This is a genomic window from Paraburkholderia sp. UYCP14C (assembly GCF_004197395.1).
GTDB lineage: Bacteria > Pseudomonadota > Gammaproteobacteria > Burkholderiales > Burkholderiaceae > Paraburkholderia.
On the sequence record NZ_SELS01000005.1, the window covers coordinates 251,073 to 270,344 of the forward strand.

Consider the following 19,272-nt stretch of genomic DNA (forward strand, 5'->3'; position numbering starts at 1 on the left):
TGCGTCAAACGAGGCGGCTAGCATTAAAGAAAGCCCCGTCGCCGGGGCTTTTCTCTACTTCGTGCGATACCGCCGCCATAGCTTCATGATCGCCACATACGCCAGTACCGCCACGATCAGTTCGATAGTCACCCACACCACAAAATACAGGTCATCGGGATCGCGGACGCTGAGCAAATCCGAAGCGGCAAACCATGCACGCGCTTCGCTTGCTGACCACTCGTTCGATAGCGGGATATAACGAACCGAAAGAAGAAACAACCCGATGAACAGGGCGACCTTGAACACCCTACGGGCAAGTGTTGCCATACGTAATGACCTCAATTGTTCCGTAGGCGTTAAGCCCCTGAATTGCGGGCAGGAATAGTCATTGTATGCAGCAGCGCCGAACGGATTTTGAGGAAATCAACGCGGCTCGGCAGGGTAATGCAGCCAAGTGACAAGCCGCCACCACCTGCAGGGTGCAACCGGAACTGCCCGCGCTTGACACCATTAATCCATGTCACATCATCAATCGCCCCATCATCCCGATACAGAGCGAACCACTCACTGTGATCGGTCGGGTTCCCCTTATAGAAATTCCACTCATCTTTTGGCCACGCTAAAGCCTTGGAGCCGACGCCGCCAGCAGGACGCGCGACGATCCAGTACTTACCGGCGGGGATTGGGCCGTTATTTGGCACCATTGTGCAGCCGCCCCGATTGCGGTATTGATTGTTGCCGGAGTAGGCGTTGACCGTGCCAATGCCATTAATTGTGAGCGGTGCAAGAGGCTCGGACCGCATGCAAAAGCGACGCCTTCGCAACGCTGCGCCAATGACGGAGGATCGGGAAGTGATCGAGGGCAAAAGAAAATGTAATTTGGCAAGAATTAACGCCATCGCAAAAATCCCGCCGAGGGGCGGGCTTTGGGCGATCCTACGCCGCCGAACAGGATCATAGGTAGCATCAGTGGGGCGGCCCCGCCACGTGGCGGGCTCCCTGCGCGGTCCAGCACCTCGTCGCGCCGATCAAGCAGGCCGTCGCAAGCCTGCTCAATAAACCCTGTCATTTTTTCGTGTCGCACCAGCCCGTGCAATGCACGGGCAGCGCATAGACCGCGCGGTTCCACGCGGTGCAGATTTGAATACGTTCGGTGTAGGTCATTGCGTGCCGAATTGGTTCCTCTCGAGGGTGAAACCTTGACCGTAGGTGCGCGGCCTGCTGGCCTAGGCAAAAAAAATGGGCCGATGAAGCAATGCTTCATCGGCCCTTTGTGGCTTTAGTGCTTCTACCGCTCTTACATCTTCACGACGTCGAGCAGCGTCTTCTTGCCGTCCTTGTAGTCGTACAGCGAGATCACGCCGTGCTGAAGGTCGCCCTTCGCGTCGAACGTGGTTTCGCCGGTGACGCCCTTGTAGTCGGTGCCCGACACCTTGGCCAGAACCTTCGCCGGATCGGTCGAGTTCGCGCGCTTCATCGCGTCGACGACGATATACACCGCGTCGTACGTGAACGGCGCGTCGAATTCGATCGGATGACCGAAGCGCTTAGCGTACTTCGCCGCGAATTCCGCGCCGCCGTTCATGCGCTCGACCGCGATGCCGGCCTGCGAGCACACCACGTTGCCCGCTGCCGGACCCCCGCGAGGTCGGCGAGGCTTTCGGTGCACACGCCGTCGCCCGACAGCATCTTCGCGCGCAGGCCCAGCTGACGCGCCTGCTTCGCGAACGGACCGCCGGTCGCGTCCATGCCGCCGTACATGATCGCGTCGGGATTCTCGCCCTTGATCTTGGTCAGGATCGCGCGGAAGTCGACGGCCTTGTCGTTGGTCGCGTCGTGCGACACGACCTTCAGGCCGAGCGATTTCGCGGTCTTTTCGAATTCGTTCGCGAGGCCCTGGCCATAGGCGGTCGAATCGTCGACCACGGCGACCGTCTTCACGTTCAGGTTCTTCGCGGCAAAGGTGGCGAGCGCCGGGCCTTGCTGCGCGTCGGTCGCGACGACACGGTACGTCGTCTTGAAGCCCTGCTGCGTGTACGCCGGGTTCGTCGACGACGGCGAAATCTGCACGATGCCCGCGTCGCTATAGATCTTCGACGCCGGAATCGACGCGCCCGAGTTCAGGTGGCCCACCACCGCGACGACCTTGTCGTCGACCAGCTTCTGCGCGACCTGGGTCGCCTGGCGCGGGTCGCCCGCGTCGTCCTGCGCGTCGAGTTGCAGCGTGACCTTCTGACCGCCGATCGTCAGGCCCTTCGCGTTGAGTTCCTCGATCGCGAGGCGCGCGCCGTTTTCATTGTCCTTGCCGAGGTGGGCGGAGCCGCCCGTCAACGGACCCACGTGACCGATCTTGACGACCTGATCGGCGTTCGCCGTGCCGGCGATGCCTGCGAATGCGACGACTGCCGCGCTAACCGGCAGCAGTTTGTGAAACTTGAACGACATACAACCCATCTCCTCTTTACTTACCTTGCCAACCGGATGGTTGGGGATTGCCGATACGGCCAGGACATTGCCATTCATCCATTCAGAATGAATTGAAATACGGCTCAACCGGCAATTCGCCTGGTCCGCCATTTTGGGTGCAGCACGATAACGCAAAACCGCCGCAAGCGTCGGAATTCCGTGCACCAGGGGATTGGAGCGGCGTCAATTAGCGGTTGTTTCGTCGCTCTATTCAGCGGGATTTGGCGCGTTTGATTCGCTCGGGAAATCATCAACAACAGCGACGAAACAAGCAGCAACTCCGCCAATCAAGGCTTGAAATCGGCCAGCATCACACCTTCGCGGATATGCGTGAGTGCGGCCGCCACATAGTCGACGATCGGCGCCGGAGGGTGGTCCGGCTTCGCCCACACGAATCCCGAGCACTTGTGCGGCTCCATGTTGGAAGGCTCGCCTTGCCATGAACGGCAGGCGAGAAAGAAACTGATGCGGTTCGTATCCGAGTCGCGCCGCATCACGAGCTTGAATTCGAGTGCGCCAGGCGCAACCGTCACGCCCGCTTCTTCTTTCGATTCGCGAATTGCGCATTCTTCAATCGATTCGCCCGGTTCGAGATGGCCGGCAATCAAAGCGTATTGACCGTCCCTGAAACCGGTATTCGCTCGCTGGATGAAAAGGCACTCGCCCTGCCCATTCAGAAACAGCACGTTCACGTCAACGACGCTTTGCATTCGGCTCATGTTCGTGCAGGCATCGTGACCGGCTAGGCGCGCTGCGCGGTCAGCAGCTTGATGCCGAGCGCGACGAACACGAGCCCGCTGCCGCGTTTGATCGCCGCGATCCAACGGCTGGCTCCGACGCGCTGATGGATACCGCGCACGCCGAGCGAATAAATGGTGTGAACGAGCGCGACGGTGACCGCGATCGTCAGATACATCACGATGAACTGCTCCGGCAGGCCGCGCTCGTGGTCGATGAATTGCGGCATGAACGCCGACAGAAAGATCATCGTCTTCGGATTGCTGCCCGACACCAGCAAGGCTTCGCGAAATACCTTGTTGCGGTCGAACGAATGGGCGGGCGATTCGACGGCCGCTGGCTGTGCGGGCTCGCTTGCCCGGGTTGCATTGGTCTTGCCGCCGCGCAATTGCCTGATGCCGAGATACATCAAATAACCCGCGCCGAGCACTTTCATCGCGATGAACAGCGGCGGCAGCGCCGTCAATACCGCGCCGACGCCGAGCGCCACGAGCGCGACGACGACGCCTTGCGCGAGCAGATTGCCGGCCACGCTCGCCGCCGCGCCGCGGTTTCCATAGCGGACCGAATTGCGGATCACGAGCAGAACGTTCGGTCCCGGCGAAATGGTGGTGAGCAGATAGGCAGCGGCGAAAAGCAACCAGGTATGGAAGGACATGGCAGGCCCAGCGGTGCGTTGTGATTGGAGTCCAACAGACCGACCATCATGCCACGGAAAAAATCGCCGCGACCGTCGCTGGCGGCTAATCGGTGCGCACTACCTGACACAGGAACTGCTTCAAACGCGCGCTTTGCGGCTGATCGAAAAAGGCGCGACCTTCATGCTGACCTCGCGCAGCACCTGGATCGCCCCGTACCATTTGCTCACGCGTTCCAGCGAGACGGCCTGCAAGGCCGCCGTGCGGAACGGCGGTTCGATGCTCGACGCCGCTTCCATCGCGCCATTGCCTCGGGTGTCGACGAGTGATGTCATCGCGCGGACCTTCTGAAGCGGCGTTCGATCCGCGACTGAATCACTTCGAGCACCATCGACAGCAGCCAGTAGATCACCGACGCGCTGATCAGCATCTCCATGTGACGGAATTCGCGCTGCCCCTCGGTGGTCGCGACATAGGTCAGTTCCCACACGCCGACGACGGACACCAGCGAGCTGTCCTTCAGCATCGCGATGAACTGGTTGCCGGTCGGCGGAATGATCACGCGCAGCGCCTGCGGCAGAATCACCAGCCGCATCATCATGCCGTGGCTGAGACCGAGCGCGCGTGCGGCATCCCACTGCCCTTTGGGAATGCTTTGAATGCCGGCGCGAAAGATCTCGGTCATATATGCCCCATAGCACAAAGACAACGCAGCCACGCCAGCGGGAATCGGATCGACGATATAGCCGAGCTGCGGCAGGCCGAGATACAGAATGAAGATCTGCATCAGCAACGGCAGACCACGAAACAGCGAGGTGTAGAACGTCGCGATACCGATCGCGATCCCGTTCGACGAAAGCTTCGCGAGTGCGCCGATCAACGCGAGCACGAACGCGAGCGCGATCGAGATCGCCGAGATATAGAGCGTGGTGGTCGCGCCTTGCAGCACCAGATAGCCGATCTTGCGCTCGATGAATTCGAAGCTCAGATTGAACGTCGAGAAGAACAGCACGACCAGCAACGCGAGTTCGCACCACACGACGGCAACCTGCCAGCGCAGCGATAGCCTCAGCAACAGATAGCAATTGGCGACCAGCGCGGCAATCGCGACCGCGCCGCCCAGCAGCTTCTGCAATAAGGTCGCGTCGATGCCGAGCGCGGGCACACCGTGGTTGATGCCGGCGATCCAGTCCGGCGCGTGCTGCACCGCGAAGTATCCGCCGATCAGCAACACGCCGAGCAAAACGAGAATCGGGCCCGGATTGCGTTTCTCGACGCCGTCAGCATCTTCTGCAAACATGTGTTCCTCCGTAGATTCGCTGCGCGCGCGACGAACGGCGGGCGGTCGTGTTAAAGCCCGTTCACGCCGCGCGTTCGCGCATGAAATCCATCAGCTGGTAGTACCAATAGGTCAGTTGAACGGCCGCCGTGCCCGCTGGCCCTCCGTTCCATTCGAGGCCGAACGGCGCGAACAGACGATAGCGGTCGGTTTCGTTCGTGATGCCCTGGGCGATCAGCCTGCCGCCGACCGCCGTCGTATTCATGCCGTGGCCGCCGAAGCCCATGCAGTACCAGACGCCCGTATGTAGGCGGCCGATCAGCGGCATCAGATGCCTTGCATACGACATGCGTCCGGACCACGCGAGCGCGACCTTCAGCCCGGATAGCTGCGGATAGGTATCGACCATGCGACGGCGCAGCAACTCGGCCAGCCGGTCCGGCTCGGACTTGCGCGTCGTGATCATGCCGCCCCACAGAATGCGCTCGCCGCCGTCGACGAGCCGGTAATAGTCGCTCGCGCGACGGCTGTCACCGACCGACGCGCGCGTGCGAATCGCGGTTGCGATCAGATCCGGGGCCGGCTCGGTGACGAGCATATAGGTCGAAATCGGCAGATAGCTGCGCGCGAGTTGCGGCACCACGTTGCCCGTATAGCCGCCGCACGTAAACACCACGTCGCGCGCCGTGACCGTGCCGCGCGCGGTCTTCAGCCGCTTGCTCGCCGACGAGCAATCGAGCGACAACACTTCGGAGTCTTCGAATACCTGGCCGCCTAGCCGCTCGACTTCCGCGACGAGAGCACGCGCGTAATTCAACGGATGAAAATGGAAGCCGCGTTCGTTATAGAGCGCGTGGCGATACTTGTCCGACACGAGCCACTCGCGAATCTCCTCGTGCGTCTTGAACGTGACGTCGTACTGAAACTCGTTGGCGAGCCACGCCTGCTGCGCCTGCATGTCGGCGGTGTTCTCGTGACGCGACACGCGCAGCACGCCATGCACGGGCTGCGCTTCATCGATGCCGAGTTGGCGGATATTGTCCGCGACGATATCGACGCCCTCGATCGACATCCGGTAGATCGACTTCGCGTCCTCGACGCCGACGCGTTGCGCGATCCGCTCGAAGCTCGTCGAATAGCCGGGGCTCACCACGCCGCCATTGCGGCCCGACGCGCCCCACGACACCCGCTGCGCTTCGAGAAGAATCACCGAGCGGCCACGGCGCAGCAATTCGAGCGCCGTCGTAATACCGGCCATGCCGGCGCCGACCACGCACACATCGGCTTGCAGCGAACCGCTTAGCGCCGCGCGCGGCTCGACGGTGCGCAGCGTGCGGGTGTAGTAGGTATCGAGGTAGGAAGCCATCTCGTGATGGAGTGCCGGTTTGTTGTTGGTGGCTACTGGTGGCTACTGGTGGCTACTGGTGGCTGCTGGTGGCTGCTGGTGGCTGCTGGTGGCTGCTGGTGGCTGCTGGTGGCTGCTGGTGGCTGCGCAGCGGGCGCGGCGGCGGTATGAACCGCCGCGTCCCGGGTTCGCGCTTATTGCTTCGTATAGTCGTTGCCGAACCACTTCATGCTGAGTTTGGTCAGCGTGCCGTCCTGCTTCATCTGCGCGACGATGTCGCCGACTTTCTTGTCCCACTCGGCGTCACCCTTGTCGGCGACGATCGCGAGCGGCTCGCGGAACGCAAAGTCGCCCGGAATGATCTTCACCGGATAGCCGTTCTTGATGGCGTTGAGCGCGGTCTGCACCGGCGTCACGATGCCGTCGACGCGCTTGCCGTCGCCGAGGCGCAGATCGTCATAAGGCAGCATCGAGTCCGCATAGGTCTTGATCTCCTTCGGCGGCTGCGTCATGTACTGGAACGGTGGCACGTCCGGGCCGGCGATATTGAGGCGGTTGCGCACGTAGTCTTCCGACGTGGTGCCCGCCTCGACACCGATCACCTTGCCGTTCAGATCGGCACGCGTCTTCGCCTTCGAATCCTTGTTCACGACGAACACATACGGGCTGTAGTAATAGACCGCGGGGAAATCGAGCAACTCGGCGCGCGGCTTGGTCGGCGTAACGGAAAGCACGGACAGATCCCAGCGGCCGTGCCAGTGACCGCCGGTCATCAGACTGAATTGCGGCGTATCGAACGTGACTTTGACGCCGAGTCGACGCGCGATTTCTTTCGCGACGTCGATATCGAAGCCGTCGAATTCGTGCTTGTCGTTCAGGAACGCTTGCGGCGGCCACTTGCCGCTCGTCGCGACCATCATCGTGCCGTTCTTCATCACGCGATCGAGCGTGGCGCCCGCGTGAGCGCTGAAGGCGGTCAAGGCAATGCCGGCGCCGAGTGTGAAGCCGAGCAGGCGGGTCAGGATGGACTTAGCCATGGTGCGTGTCTCCGTTGTTTGTTTTACGTCGCACTTGCGTTCTTGTTCGCGGACCAGGCGCTTCCGGACTTCATCGCGACGGGTCCACGTTGGCGCGATCGATATTAAGTCGCCACAGAATCCCCTGCTATTGACAATTCGGCACCACCTGATTCCGAAAGCGCATCAAGTCGGGGCCCACGCGAAGCCTGTGCGCAACGCCACGCGGTGCGGGCCGGGCACGTCGCCTGCTACCGATCTTCGACGCACGTATGCGGGTTTCCGACAGGCAACCAGGGAGATCGATAATGAAAGCGAAGAAGATCACATGCACGATCATGTGTGCGGCCACGCTCGCCGCAATATGCGCGGCGCCGGGCGCATGGGCGCAGGTCGCGGGACTGCAGCCGCTCGGCGGCACCACCGAGCAGACCAATGCGCTGCTCAAGGGCTGGAGCGTGCGGCGCGCGCTCGTCGACGAGCCGGTCTACAACGATCTGAACGACAAGATCGGCAGCATCTATGACGTGATCATCGCGCCGGATCGCAAGGCGAGCTACGCGGTGGTGCAGGTGGGCGGCTTCCTCGGCATGGGCAAGCACTACGTCGCGATTCCGGTCGATCACTTCCAGATTCGCGACGGCAATCTGTTCCTAGCGGGTGCCACCAAGGAGGCGCTGAAGTCGGTGCCGGAGTTCGAGTACAACAAGCTCGAGAAGGCGACGAAGCCGCGCAAGGTGTCGGCGGAATAATGCGGTAATTCGACGAGGCGACGGCGGGCAGCGCGATAGCGCGGCCGCCTCAACGCTTCGTGGCCGTCACCAGTTGCAGCGGCGTCTCGATCACCTTCGACAACTCGCGCTGCTTGCGCTGCTCGGTCACCGCCTTCAGTGCGAAGTCGATGCCGAACACGGCCTGGCGATCGGCGAACTGGTTCATCGTCGCGACCACGCTGCCGTCGGCGAGCAGCGGCTTGATCGCATCGATCGCGTTGTAGCCGGTGACGTAGACGCCGCCCCCACGACCCGCGTCGCGAATCGCGTCGACCGCGCCCATCGCCATGTTGTCGTTGCCGCATAGCAGCGCGCGCAGCTGCGAATGCTCGGCGAGCATTTTCGTGGCCACGTCGCGGCCCTTGCCGTACTCCCAGTTGCCCGACTCGACCGCGACGACCTGCACGCTCGCGGCATCCATCGCGTCGCGGCTGCCGGCCGTGCGCTGCTGCGCATTGCTGCTCGCCGAGACGCCTTCGATGATGCCGACCTGATCGCCGGGCTTTAGCCACTTCGCCAGATAATCGCCGACCTGCTTCGCGCCGTTGCGATTGTTCGGCCCGACGAACGGCACCGAGATGCCGGCGGCCTCTTGCGCGGCGTCGTCGAGCGGGTTGTCGATCGTGATCGTGATGATGCCGGCCTTGATCGCGCGCGCGACCGCCGGGATCAGCGCCTTCGAGTCGGTCGGCGCGATCACGATCGCGTTCATCTTCGCCCTGATCATCTCGTCGACCATGCGGATCTGCGCGGCGGTGTCGGTCTGTTTGGCCGTGCCGCGAATCGTCAGGCTGAATTGCGACGAGAAGTGGTCCTGGTAATTGCGCGCGGCGTTGACCATCGAGACCGTGAACGGGTCCGACATCGATTTGACCACGAGCGCGATCTTCGGCTTCGTGCCGGGCAGCACTTCGGCGCGGGCCTGGTCCGCGAACAGCGCGACGCGGGTAAGGCCGGTTGCGGCCAGCGCGCCCGCGAGCAGCACGCGGCGGCGCATGTTCTGCGTCATGGCGAGACTCCTTCGCGGAGGGGCCGGTCGCGGAGATGCCCATCGATCGACGCGACGCTGACGGCGATTTCGTCGAACAGCGGACGGCTGTCGATGTCATCGCTCAGACAACGCGTCTTCAATGCGGCGAGCTGCGCGGCGACGTCGGGTTGCGCGTCGAGTCCGGCGGGTGCATCACAACGCTCGAGCAACTCTTCGAGCAGACAGCCATAGGCCCTCACTTCGAGCCGCTGCAACGCGATGCCGAGTTCGCGATCGCCGGCATCGTAAAACGACGCCGCGCCGAAATCGCCGAGCAGCGCGCGCCCCGCGCCGCCGTGCAGGATATTGTGCGCGTACAGATCGCCATGCATCACGCCGCGCCGATGCAGATGACTCGCGACGTTCGCGATGCCGCTCGCGATACCGAGCACCGTCGCAAGGTCGAAGCGCAAGTCGTCGCGATAGATGTCGCGCGTGCACGATGCGAGGCTCGGCGGACCGGCGAGATTGGCGAAGCGCGGATCGATCAATCCCATCACCAGGCCATGCGTGTCCGACGGATGCCCGGTCACCTTGCCGAGCACGGGGATCAGGTTCGCGTGCTCGCCGCCGCGAATGCAAGCGGCCATTTCGCAGTCGGGCAACCCGTCGCTCGTCACCGCGCCCTTGAACAGTTTGACGGCGACCTCGCGCGGCGCGGGCTCGGTGTCCGCGTGCAGCGTCGCGCGATGGATGACACCCGATGCGCCCTCGCCCAACCGCTGCTCGAGCCGCAACGCATCCCAGCGAATCCCGCTGATCGGTGTATCGACGAGCGCCGCCTGTTCGAGCGCCGCGTTGAACGGATTGCCCGCATAGGCGAGCCACGCAAGCCGCGGCAGACGCAGCAGCCACGCTGGCAATGCGTCGAAACGATTGGCCGCGAGCCGCAGCAATTCGAGCCGCGTGCATGCGGCCATTTCCTGGGGCAGCGCACGTAGCCGGTTGCCGGCGAGCATCAGCTTCTGCAGTTGCGTGCAGCGGCCGAGTTCCGCGGGCAAGCGTTCGATGTCGTTGTCGGTCAGTATCAGCCAACGCAGCAGCGGCGGCAGCGCGCTTGCCGGCACCTCGCGGATGCGATTCGCCTTGAAGCCGACCATGCTCAGCTGCGCGCATTCGCCGAGCACACCGGGCAGTTCGGTGAACGGGTTGTTGGACGCGAACAGAATGCGCAGTTTGCTCAGACGAGGCAGATCGTCGGGCAGCGTCGTCAGCGCGTTGTTCGACAGGTCAAGCACTTCGAGCGTATCGGCGAGATCGAAAATCTCGCGCGGAAATTCGCTCAGGCCGCACCCGAGTTTGAGTTCGCGCGCACCGGCCAGTTGCCCGGCCCGCAGTTGTTCAAGCGTCGTGGTCATAGTCATGGGAAAGAAGATCGGGTAGCGCCCGCAGCGCGCCGTACCGCAGCTACCGATTTTACTGAGTCGAAGGTCATCGTGGGTTTCTCTGCGGTACAGTGACGTGATCGCCGCGAGGGTCACGAAGGTCGCGGCCATGTCGAATGCGAATGAGACAGCAACATCTGGAGAGCGTTCAGGCGACGCCCGCGACACATTATTGAACAACGGCGCAGCCTTCATGCCGCTTTCCGCGTCCGGTCGTTCAAGCGCCTCCGCCTCGCGAACCCTGCGCCTCCACCCTGTCAGGAGCCTGAGAAAGTGACGTACGCATACAAATTGATCGATTCGCCGGTCGGCCAGTTGAAGCTCGTGGCGAGAGACGAACGCCTTGCCGCGATTCTGTGGGAGCACGACAAGCCGAACCGAGTGCGGCTTGGCGAGATGAGCGAAGCGAACGAGCTGCCTGTGCTCGTCGAAACCGCGCGGCAATTGCGCGAGTACTTCGCGGGTACGCGGCAGGCCTTCGATCTGCCGCTCGACTTTCAGGGCACCGAGTTCCAGAAGCAGGTCTGGCACGCTCTGCTGACCATCCCGTTCGGTCAGACGCGCAGCTACTCGGAGATCGCGCAGCAGATCGGCAACCTCAACGCGGTGCGCGCGGTGGGCGCGGCAAATGGCCGGAATCCGATTTCGATCGTCGCGCCGTGTCATCGCGTGATTGGCGCGTCGGGCGAGCTGACGGGATTCGCCGGCGGCCTCGCGAACAAGATGCTGCTGCTCTCGCTGGAGGCCGGACAGACATCGCTCGAAGCAGCCGCAAATGACGCGCAACGGCTCGCACCGCAGCGAGAAGCGACGCCAGCGACGCCAGCGACGCAAGCGACGCAAGCGACGCAATCGATTAAGAACGACATGCCCGCGAAACCAGCGCACCATCCGCCGAGTCGGGGAACGCAGGGCTCGCTCTTCGGCGGTTGAAGCAACGCACACCCAGCACAACGCGCCACTCATCGGCCGTAATCGCCGATGCTTCGTCCGCGATCAACGCCATCGGCCGCGCATGCAACACCTATCCTTAAGATGCCCTTTGGGGTATCGAACAGGAGGCTCACATGCGCATGCTTCTCAACATACAAATACCGAACGAACCCTTCAACACGCTGGTGCGCGAAGGCCGCATCGGCGAGCTGATGCAAAAGATCCTCGAGGACATGAAGCCGGAAGCCATCTACTTCACCGAGCAGCAGGGCAAGCGCGGCGCGGTGGCGGTCGTCGACATCGCGGATCCGTCGGCGATTCCGGCCCTTGCCGAACCGTGGTTCCTGAAGCTCGACGCCGACTGCGAACTGCGCATCGCGATGCTGCCCGAGGATCTGATGAAAGCAGGGCTCGACGCGCTCGGCGACAAGTGGAAGTAGCGCGGCCCTCAGGAATGTCCGGCCGATAGCTGCAGCAGCATCGAAGCCGCGGCCGTCGCCGCGACCTGGCAGCCGAGCACGATATGCTCCTCGGCCGTGTCCTCGATGAAGTCGTGACTCACGCCGCCGATGCTCGGCACGAACATCATGCAGGCCGGCATGCAACGCGCGATCACCTGCGCGTCGTGCGCGGCGCCGCTCGGCATGCGCAGCCACTGGCCCGGCGCGATCGCTTCGGCGGCTCGCGCGATGTGTTCCGCGAGCGCCGCGTCCATGCTGACAGGTTCGATCGGCTCGTCGATCGTCTGCAATTCGACGCTCACCGCGTGGTGCGCGTTGAAGTCGCGCAACAGTTCCGCGAGCGCATGTTCCATTGCCTGAAACCGTGCCGGGTTCGCGTCGCGGTATTGCAGGTACATGTCGGCCGCGCCGGGCACGACGCTCATCGAGCCCGGATCGAGATCGATGCGGCCCACGGTCCAGACGGTATCAGCGTCGGCCAGTTGCGTGAACGCGTCGTTCATCCGCGCGATGAACGCGACCAGCGCCGCGCCCGCGTCGCGGCGGATCGCCATTGGCGTCGTGCCCGCGTGGTTGCGCTGCCCCGTGAAGCGCAGCCGCGCTTCACGCAGCCCGACGATCGTCGTGACGACGCCGATCGCTTTGCCGATCGCTTCGAGCCGTCCGCCCTGCTCGATGTGCGGCTCCAGATACGCGACCTGGCGCCCTGCCTCGAAACGCGCACGCGGCCGGCCCGCGAGTCCCGCTGCCTCGAGTACGTCCACGAGGCGTTCGCCCTGGCGGTTCGTCGCGCCGCGAATCGATTCGTCGACCGCCTCACCGACAAAGCTGCGGCTGCCGAGCAGGCCCGAGAACGTGCCCTCTTCGTCGATCCACGACGCGACGTCGACGGCGAGGTGCCGCGTCGCGTCGTTCTCCGCTAGCGCGCGGGCGATTTCGAGCCCGTACATCACGCCCATCGCGCCATCGAGCCAGCCGCCGGTCGGCTGCGTGTCCGTGTGCGAACCGATCACGAGCGCGGGACCACGATTGCGCGAGCGCCCGAACACGGTACCCACGCCGTCGATGCGCGCGTCGAGCCCCGCCTCCGTCATCCTGCCGACCAGCCATTCGCGCGCCGCCAGATCGACCGGCGACAACGCGAGCCGGACTACGCCGGGACCGGCCGCGTCTGGGCCGACCGCGCCAAAACTGCGCAGATGTTTGAGGTCGGCCATCAGCCGGTCCGGATCGATCTTCACCACGTTGTCATCTCCATGAATTGATTGCGGATGCCGCCGCGCGAAAATCGCCCGGCGACATATCGTAGGCACGCCTGAACGCCCGATTGAAATCCGACGCGCTGTTGAAGCCGCAGCCGTACGCGACCTCGATCACCGGCCTGCGCGGGTGGCGATGCAATTCGTCGGCGGCTTCGCGCAGGCGCCGGTTGCGGATATACGCGAGGAGCCCGCCTTCCGGCTCGAACAACCGATACAGCGTGGGCCGCGACAGCTGCGACACGGCCAGCACGCTGTCGACCGACAGTTCGGGTTGGCCGAGATTCGCGTCGATATAGCGGCGCGCCGCCGCGAACATCGCGGTACGTGCCACCGCGCGCGCACTGCCGGTCAGGCCCGTCTCCTTGCCGAATGCCGCCGCCATCAACAGCGCGCAGGTGTGTAGCGCTTCCTGAGCCGCGGACGCGTCCATCGTGGGCAGCGTGCGGCATAGCTCGGCCAGATGCGCGGGAATCAACCGCGCAAGCGGCGTTTGATATTCGATCACACGGCCATGAATCGACTCCGCTTCCGGCAGCACCGGATCGATCAGATGGCGCGGCAGGAACAGCGCGACCAGCCGGCACGGACCGCGCGTCATCCGCATCGGCTGATTCATGTCCAGTGCGAGGATGCTCGGCCGCGTTTGCAGCGCAACGCGCTTCGGATGGAGGCCCGTGGTCGTTTCGAAGGTCCCTTCGAGCGCCACATGAAACACGATCTGGCGCACGTTGTCGGTCGAAATGCGCGCGACCGAGCGCGTTTGCGAGACCGGATCGGTGCGGCAATCCGTGAAGGCCATCCCGCCGGCGCGATAGGTGTCGATGCTGCCGCGAAAGCCGTCGGCGAGTTGCCGGCGCGAAATCGGCACGTCCAGAAAGTGGCTGACGCGCTCGCGCCACACCGGCAACTGCGCGCGCGGCACAGTGCGGAAGGTGTCGAAGTGGCTGTAGTCGAAAGCCGCGGGCATGGCTGCGGCCGCGGTTGCGGTGCGGTTGGCTGCCGGATCGGTCGTCAAGGTCTCCCCGCCGGTTTGGTCGTGTGCGCCTGCATGATAGCCGTGGCTGGCGAAAACGTCATGAGCCCGTGCTGGCGCGTCAGTGCCGCGGTCGTGAAATCTCGCGATATGCCGAAGATCCAGACGCTTCTTCACGAGCCATGCCTGACAGGCATGCACCCGAGCCTACAAAGGCTTTTTCCATTGCGCAAGGCCTCACTGCATTACGAACGCGGCGACCAAAGGCGCGGTCGATACGCTCGTCAGGCACTTCGCGGCAGCGCTCGGCGAGCGCGGCATTCGCGTCAATGCGGTCGCACAGGGCGTCGTCGAGACCGATATGTCGAGCTTCACGAAGACCACCGCGGGACGCGAACTGACGTTGAGCATGCAGGCGTTGAAGCGCGTCGCGCAACCGGACGATATCGCCGGGGCGGCGGCCTTCCTGGCTTCGGACGCGGCGCGCTGGATCACCGGCGAGACGCTGCACGTCGATGGCGGTTCGAAGCTGTGAGTCCAGAACCCGTCGCATAGGAAAACGGCCGCGCTGCAAAACAGCGCGGCCGTATCAACAGAGCGCCACGAGCGCGGGCACGCTGACGAAGCGGAGGAGCCGTCCGCTTTTACCACTCACCAGCTCATTTCCACAGCGTGCGGCCAAAGAACGTCAGCGTACGATCCCACGCCTGTTGCGCCCAGACCGGATCGTATTGCGTCTTCGCGATGCGGCCCGGCCCAACCGCCGTTTCATTCGCGAACGCATGATGCGCCAGATAGCGATGAAACTCGACGTCGACCTTTGCGTCGGTCAGTTTCTTTTCGAGCGTGTCGACGGTGTCGGCGGCGAAGAACTCGTCTTGCAGACCCCAGTGGCCCAACACCGGCACCTTGATCTTCGACGCGTCGATATAGTCGAGCGGCGGGAAGCCATACCAGACGACGCCGGCCGCCGCTTCGGGCACGTTGCACAGCGCGAGGAACGTCAGCGCACCGCCCATGCAATAACCGGTCACGCCGACCTTCGCCGCGTGCTGCTGCAGATACTGAACCGCGCCGCGCACGTCCTGCGTCGCGGCGTCGCCGAAATCGAGGCCGCTCATCAAGTGGTGCGCCTCATCCTGTTCGACCGTCGACTTGCCGCGATACAGATCGGGCACGAGCGCGAAGTAGCCGGCTTTCGCGAGGCGATCGGCGACGCCGCGAATCTGGTCGTTCAAGCCCCACCATTCCTGGATCACGACGACCGCCGGCGCGCCCGCGGTTTTTTCAGGCTTCGCGAGATAGCCCTGTAGCTGCTTGCCGTCGGGACGGTTGAACGTGATCATCGAACCTGCGTGTTGGGTCATCGGTCGCTCCTCGAGTAGACGAAACCGCTAGCATAGCGCCACTACCCCTCTTCTGTTCTATCGCAATCGTGTCAGCGCGCGAGCGTGCTCCCGCTGAATCTGCGCGTTATGTGAATCCAACAATATGAGGATAAAGATAAGCATAAATTCATTAGTTAATTCGCCGTCGCGTGGTTCCACAAAGTCGATTGTCGACGTTATACTCCACGCCATGCTTTTTGCATCAACGGCGCTTCCTGCTGAAAGCTACCGGTAAAGTGCGACGCAGGTCGAAGCGCGCGTCGCGGCGGCCCGAAATCCCGTACCGGCGTTGCTTTGCGGGCGCATGTCTCTCAGGTTCTGGCAATTCATCCTCGGACGCCAGAATCTTTAGGCCGACACATTGTGTCGGCTTTTTTTATTCGTGATGCTTTTGCAATTCCGACTGGCGTGACCTTCTCGCCAATTCGCATCCGCATTGAAAGCGCATTCATCGTCTACCAATAATTATGCCCACGTGACACATGATTTCATGCACGCATTTAAGTGCTTTTATCCAATTAGTGGGTTAGCTCGAATCAAAGCTTGACGTATTGCGATGTGTGCTAGAACCGCTCTATCACACCCAATTGCACACCCGCCACCGGTGCGCCCGGATAGGCGACCGGCAACCCGGTCACGTTGACGCCACGCAGCGTGAAGCTCGAGTCGTCGTGATTCGCGAGATACGCGGCGCTGAAGTACAGCAGCAGCGTGGGCGACATGCTGTATTCGAATGCCGCGCTGAATTGATCCGCGTTGCCGCCGGGCGTCGTGTAGTCGCGCACGTGCGCATAGCCGAGCGAGGCGCCATCGCCATTGAAAAAGGACAGCCACACGCGCAGCTTGCCGAACGCGTAGTTCGCGCCGCCGAGATTCGCGCGCAGTGCGCCGGAGCCGTGCGTCTGCTGGCGCCCGTATAGCAGATGCACCTGGTCGAACCGATAGGACGCGGTCACGAAGTAACCGTCGATGCCATTGCCGTCGGCCTCGGACGGATCGCGCATCGCCATCATCAGGGTGGCGCTGAAGCCGGCGATGCGCGGCGACAGATACGCGACCGCGTTGTTCGCATACGGCGTGATCTTCGACAGGTTGTTGAGCCCCGAGGCGATCGTGCCGGCGCCGAACGCGTCGAGATCGCCCTTGAACGGGATATAGATCGGTGAATACTGACGGCCGAAGCGCAGTTCACCCCAGTCGCCGCTCGCGCCGATCCATGCCTGGCGATTGAAAATCGAGCCGGGCACCTGCAGGCTGCCGTCGGTCGAACTGAAGCCGTTTTCGAGCGTGAACACGATCGCGTTGCCGCCCCCGAGCGGCTCCGCGCCGTGCAGCCCGACGCGCGAGCCGCGATACGCGCCGGAGTCCATGCGCGCGACCCAGCCCGAACCGGGGTTGGTGATTTCGACGCTCGTATCGATCAGACCGTAGAGCGAGACGAAGCCGGTGGTGACTGGCATGACGGGGGCGCTGCCGCTATCGATGTCGATGGCCGCGGCCGCGCCGTGCGCATAGAGCAGCAGCGCGCCGCCCACCCACGCGGCTCTGACGCCGACGCCGATCGCCGCGCGCCTGCATCTGCGGGCCGTCAAGGCTTCGCGGACCGTGTTCAGCAAGCAAGCCGGGGCGTGGCGCAGGATCTGATCCTCCTCGAACACATCGATCGGATATTGCGCGAGCGAACTTACCACGTTCGGGCGAGCCCGTGCGGGCCGGGCAGTACGCTGGCGCACATCGAAACGAGGCAGACGGGCGTTAGCGTCCGCGACTGGACAATGGGCAGCGCACGACTCACCGGAGCCCGTGCGCGGCACTGTCCCCCGTAGCTCGGCATTGATTTACCCACGCCCTGTGGTTTTTCGCGCAACGAACAGTTTTGCCTAGGGAAAACCCGTATAATCGTCAAGACGTCAGACAACTTGCGTAAAATTGCCGGGTTCCTGACCGCGATCCGCCGTGCAGCGTCCACCCTGAACCGCCTTCCGCCCGATCCGTGAATTCCACCGCCCCCGTCAGTTCCGCCGCTCCCGCCCTGCCATTTCGCCACGCGCTCTACGCGATGCTCGGCATCGGGCTCGTCAATATGCTGGTCGCGCTCGACCAGACCGTCGTCAGCACCGCGCTGCCGTCGATCGTCGCCGAGCTGCACGGCTTCGAATATTTCGCGTGGATCGCGAGCGCGTACCTGCTCGCGTCGGTCGTCACGGTGCCGGTGTTCGGGCGGCTCGGCGACTACTTCGGCCGCAAGCGCTTCGTGATCGCCGCGGTGATCACGTTCACGGTCGCGTCGGTGTTGTGCGGCCTCGCCAACAGCATGCTGTTTCTCGCGATCGCGCGCGGACTGCAAGGCGTCGGCGGCGGCATGATGGTCGGCACCGCGTTCGCGTCGATCCCCGATCTGTTCCCCGACCCGCGCACCCGCGTGCGCTGGCAGGTCGTGCTGGCCGCGACCTACGGCATCGGCACGGCGACGGGCCCGTCGCTCGGCGGCTGGATGAGTGAGCACCTCGGCTGGCGCTCGACGTTTCTCATCAATCTGCCGGTCGGCGCGGCGGCGCTCTATTTCGTCTGGATGCATCTGCCCAACTTCCGGCGGCCGCACGAGGGCGAGGTCAAGATCGACTGGCTCGGCGCGGGGCTGGTCGCGGCCGTGCTCGGCGGCTTGCAGGCATTCATCGAAGCGGTGCCGAAAAATGGCCTCACGGTGGGCAACCTCGTCCTCGGCGCGTGCGTGATCGCCGGCGCGGTCGCGCTCTACATGTGCGAAAAGCGCGCCACGCATCCGATCATTCCGCTCGATCTGTTCAAGGACGCGCAGCTCGTCACGCTCTTCACGCTCGGCATGCTGTCCGGCTTCGTGATGTTCTCGCTGATCTTCTTCGCGCCGTTGCTGCTGCAAGGCGGCTTCGGTCTGTCGCCGCAGCAGGCCGGCCTGCTCGCAACGCCGATCGCCGCGTGCATTGCGATCGGCAGTGTGCTGAACACGCGCATCGTGATTCACATGAGGAAGCCGACGCGCATTCTGACGATCGGTTTCGGGCTGCTGATGTTCGCGTCGATCGCGCTCGCGTTCGCGAATCCGGACACGCCGCGGCTGCGCATCGTGCTGCCGATGGGCGCGGTCGGCATCGGCCTCGGTTTCATCCTGAACAATCTGAACGTGTTCGGCCAGGAGATCGCCGGACGCGAGCGCTTCGGCATCACGACCGCGCTATTGCAGTCGACGCGCATGGTCGGCGGCATGCTCGGCACCAGCATCGTCGCGACCGTCGTGCAGCATCACTATCGCAACGTCGTCACGCGCACGATGAGCGTGCTCGGCGAGCCGGCCGCATCGCAATGGCGGCCGCGGTTCGTCGATCTGCGCATCCTGATCGACGATGCTTCGCGCGCGCAGCTGATCGCGGATATGAAGACCTCGGGGCTCGATACGCTCGCGCTGATCGATAGCGCACGCGACGCGCTCGTGCAGTCGATTCATATCGGGGTGTGGTTGACGGCGGTGGCATCGCTCGCAGCCGCGCTTCTCGTGCAGCGGATTTCGCACGTGGTGTTTCGCAAAAGCTGAGTGTTCGAATCACGGCGCGAATAAAAAAAGCTCCC

Annotated in this window: 18 protein-coding genes and 2 pseudogenes; 5 read left to right on the plus strand and 15 right to left on the minus strand. The window is 63.5% G+C overall.

The genetic code is table 11. The features are described 5' to 3' along the window. Positions 1–54 precede the first annotated feature (54 nt). The 9 genes and pseudogenes from EVC45_RS06875 to EVC45_RS06910 form a co-directional block, all read right to left on the minus strand. Positions 55–309: a hypothetical protein gene (locus EVC45_RS06875; protein ID WP_129957262.1), complete on the minus strand. Its 255-nt coding sequence runs from the start codon at positions 307–309 to the stop codon at positions 55–57. Beyond that, positions 290–785 (minus strand): annotated as a pseudogene (locus tag EVC45_RS06880) (DUF2778 domain-containing protein). Before EVC45_RS06880 ends, EVC45_RS06875 begins: the two are co-directional and overlap by 20 nt. 494 nt (positions 786–1,279) lie before the next feature. Next, positions 1,280–2,427: pseudogene (locus EVC45_RS06885) on the minus strand (branched-chain amino acid ABC transporter substrate-binding protein). Positions 2,428–2,735: 308 nt separating this feature from the next. After that, positions 2,736–3,158, minus strand: coding sequence for an NUDIX domain-containing protein (locus tag EVC45_RS06890; protein ID WP_248295047.1), 423 nt, complete (start codon positions 3,156–3,158; stop codon positions 2,736–2,738). Between the two features lie 32 nt (positions 3,159–3,190). After that, complete coding sequence (locus tag EVC45_RS06895; RefSeq protein ID WP_129957264.1) at positions 3,191–3,844, minus strand: LysE family translocator; 654 nt, start codon at positions 3,842–3,844, stop codon at positions 3,191–3,193. Between the two features lie 120 nt (positions 3,845–3,964). Then, entirely contained in the window at positions 3,965–4,123 is a 159-nt protein-coding gene (locus EVC45_RS45545) for a hypothetical protein (protein ID WP_211193381.1), read from the minus strand. Positions 4,124–4,155: 32 nt separating this feature from the next. Then, on the minus strand, positions 4,156–5,124 hold the full coding sequence (locus EVC45_RS06900; protein ID WP_129957265.1) for an amino acid ABC transporter permease: 969 nt from the start codon (positions 5,122–5,124) through the stop codon (positions 4,156–4,158). 61 nt (positions 5,125–5,185) lie between these two features. Then, positions 5,186–6,469 (minus strand): FAD-binding oxidoreductase, encoded by a 1,284-nt coding sequence (locus EVC45_RS06905; protein WP_129957266.1) that lies wholly within the window; start codon positions 6,467–6,469, stop codon positions 5,186–5,188. Between the two features lie 173 nt (positions 6,470–6,642). Continuing rightward, a complete protein-coding gene (locus EVC45_RS06910) occupies positions 6,643–7,485 on the minus strand; it encodes a transporter substrate-binding domain-containing protein (protein ID WP_129957267.1) in 843 nt (280 codons plus the stop codon). A gap of 287 nt (positions 7,486–7,772) precedes the next feature. Here EVC45_RS06910 and EVC45_RS06915 point away from each other — a divergent pair, with 287 nt between their 5' ends. After that, positions 7,773–8,216, plus strand: coding sequence for a PRC-barrel domain-containing protein (locus tag EVC45_RS06915; RefSeq protein WP_129957268.1), 444 nt, complete (start codon positions 7,773–7,775; stop codon positions 8,214–8,216). A gap of 49 nt (positions 8,217–8,265) precedes the next feature. On the opposite strand, the gene EVC45_RS06920 is transcribed toward EVC45_RS06915, so the two are convergent. Both EVC45_RS06920 and EVC45_RS06925 read right to left on the minus strand, forming a co-directional pair. After that, complete coding sequence (locus EVC45_RS06920) at positions 8,266–9,246, minus strand: substrate-binding domain-containing protein (RefSeq protein WP_129957269.1); 981 nt, start codon at positions 9,244–9,246, stop codon at positions 8,266–8,268. Then, positions 9,243–10,625, minus strand: a complete 1,383-nt coding sequence (locus tag EVC45_RS06925; protein WP_129957299.1) for a leucine-rich repeat-containing protein kinase family protein — start codon at positions 10,623–10,625, stop codon at positions 9,243–9,245. Before EVC45_RS06925 ends, EVC45_RS06920 begins: the two co-directional genes overlap by 4 nt. Positions 10,626–10,925: 300 nt before the next feature. On the opposite strand from EVC45_RS06925, the gene EVC45_RS06930 reads away from it, so the two are divergent. Continuing rightward, positions 10,926–11,585 (plus strand): methylated-DNA--[protein]-cysteine S-methyltransferase, encoded by a 660-nt coding sequence (locus tag EVC45_RS06930; protein WP_129957270.1) that lies wholly within the window; start codon positions 10,926–10,928, stop codon positions 11,583–11,585. A 134-nt stretch (positions 11,586–11,719) separates the two neighbouring features. Continuing rightward, positions 11,720–12,025 carry a panthothenate synthetase gene (locus EVC45_RS06935; RefSeq protein ID WP_129957271.1) on the plus strand — a complete coding sequence of 102 codons (306 nt, stop codon included), beginning with the start codon at positions 11,720–11,722 and terminating at the stop codon, positions 12,023–12,025. Between the two features lie 8 nt (positions 12,026–12,033). On the opposite strand, the gene EVC45_RS06940 is transcribed toward EVC45_RS06935, so the two are convergent. After that, positions 12,034–13,290 carry a Zn-dependent hydrolase gene (locus EVC45_RS06940; protein WP_129957272.1) on the minus strand — a complete coding sequence of 419 codons (1,257 nt, stop codon included), beginning with the start codon at positions 13,288–13,290 and terminating at the stop codon, positions 12,034–12,036. Positions 13,291–13,294: 4 nt separating this feature from the next. Beyond that, complete coding sequence (locus EVC45_RS06945; RefSeq protein WP_129957273.1) at positions 13,295–14,323, minus strand: helix-turn-helix domain-containing protein; 1,029 nt, start codon at positions 14,321–14,323, stop codon at positions 13,295–13,297. 202 nt (positions 14,324–14,525) lie between these two features. Here EVC45_RS06945 and EVC45_RS06950 point away from each other — a divergent pair, with 202 nt between their 5' ends. Continuing rightward, positions 14,526–14,816 (plus strand): SDR family oxidoreductase, encoded by a 291-nt coding sequence (locus EVC45_RS06950; protein ID WP_306770762.1) that lies wholly within the window; start codon positions 14,526–14,528, stop codon positions 14,814–14,816. Positions 14,817–14,940: 124 nt separating this feature from the next. Here EVC45_RS06950 and EVC45_RS06955 read toward each other — a convergent pair whose 3' ends face one another. Then, positions 14,941–15,648 (minus strand): dienelactone hydrolase family protein, encoded by a 708-nt coding sequence (locus EVC45_RS06955; RefSeq protein ID WP_129957274.1) that lies wholly within the window; start codon positions 15,646–15,648, stop codon positions 14,941–14,943. Between the two features lie 584 nt (positions 15,649–16,232). After that, entirely contained in the window at positions 16,233–17,360 is a 1,128-nt protein-coding gene (locus EVC45_RS06960; RefSeq protein ID WP_129957275.1) for a porin, read from the minus strand. A 368-nt stretch (positions 17,361–17,728) separates the two neighbouring features. On the opposite strand from EVC45_RS06960, the gene EVC45_RS06965 reads away from it, so the two are divergent. After that, positions 17,729–19,237: an MFS transporter gene (locus EVC45_RS06965; RefSeq protein WP_129957300.1), complete on the plus strand. Its 1,509-nt coding sequence runs from the start codon at positions 17,729–17,731 to the stop codon at positions 19,235–19,237. The last annotated feature ends 35 nt before the right edge of the window (positions 19,238–19,272 follow it).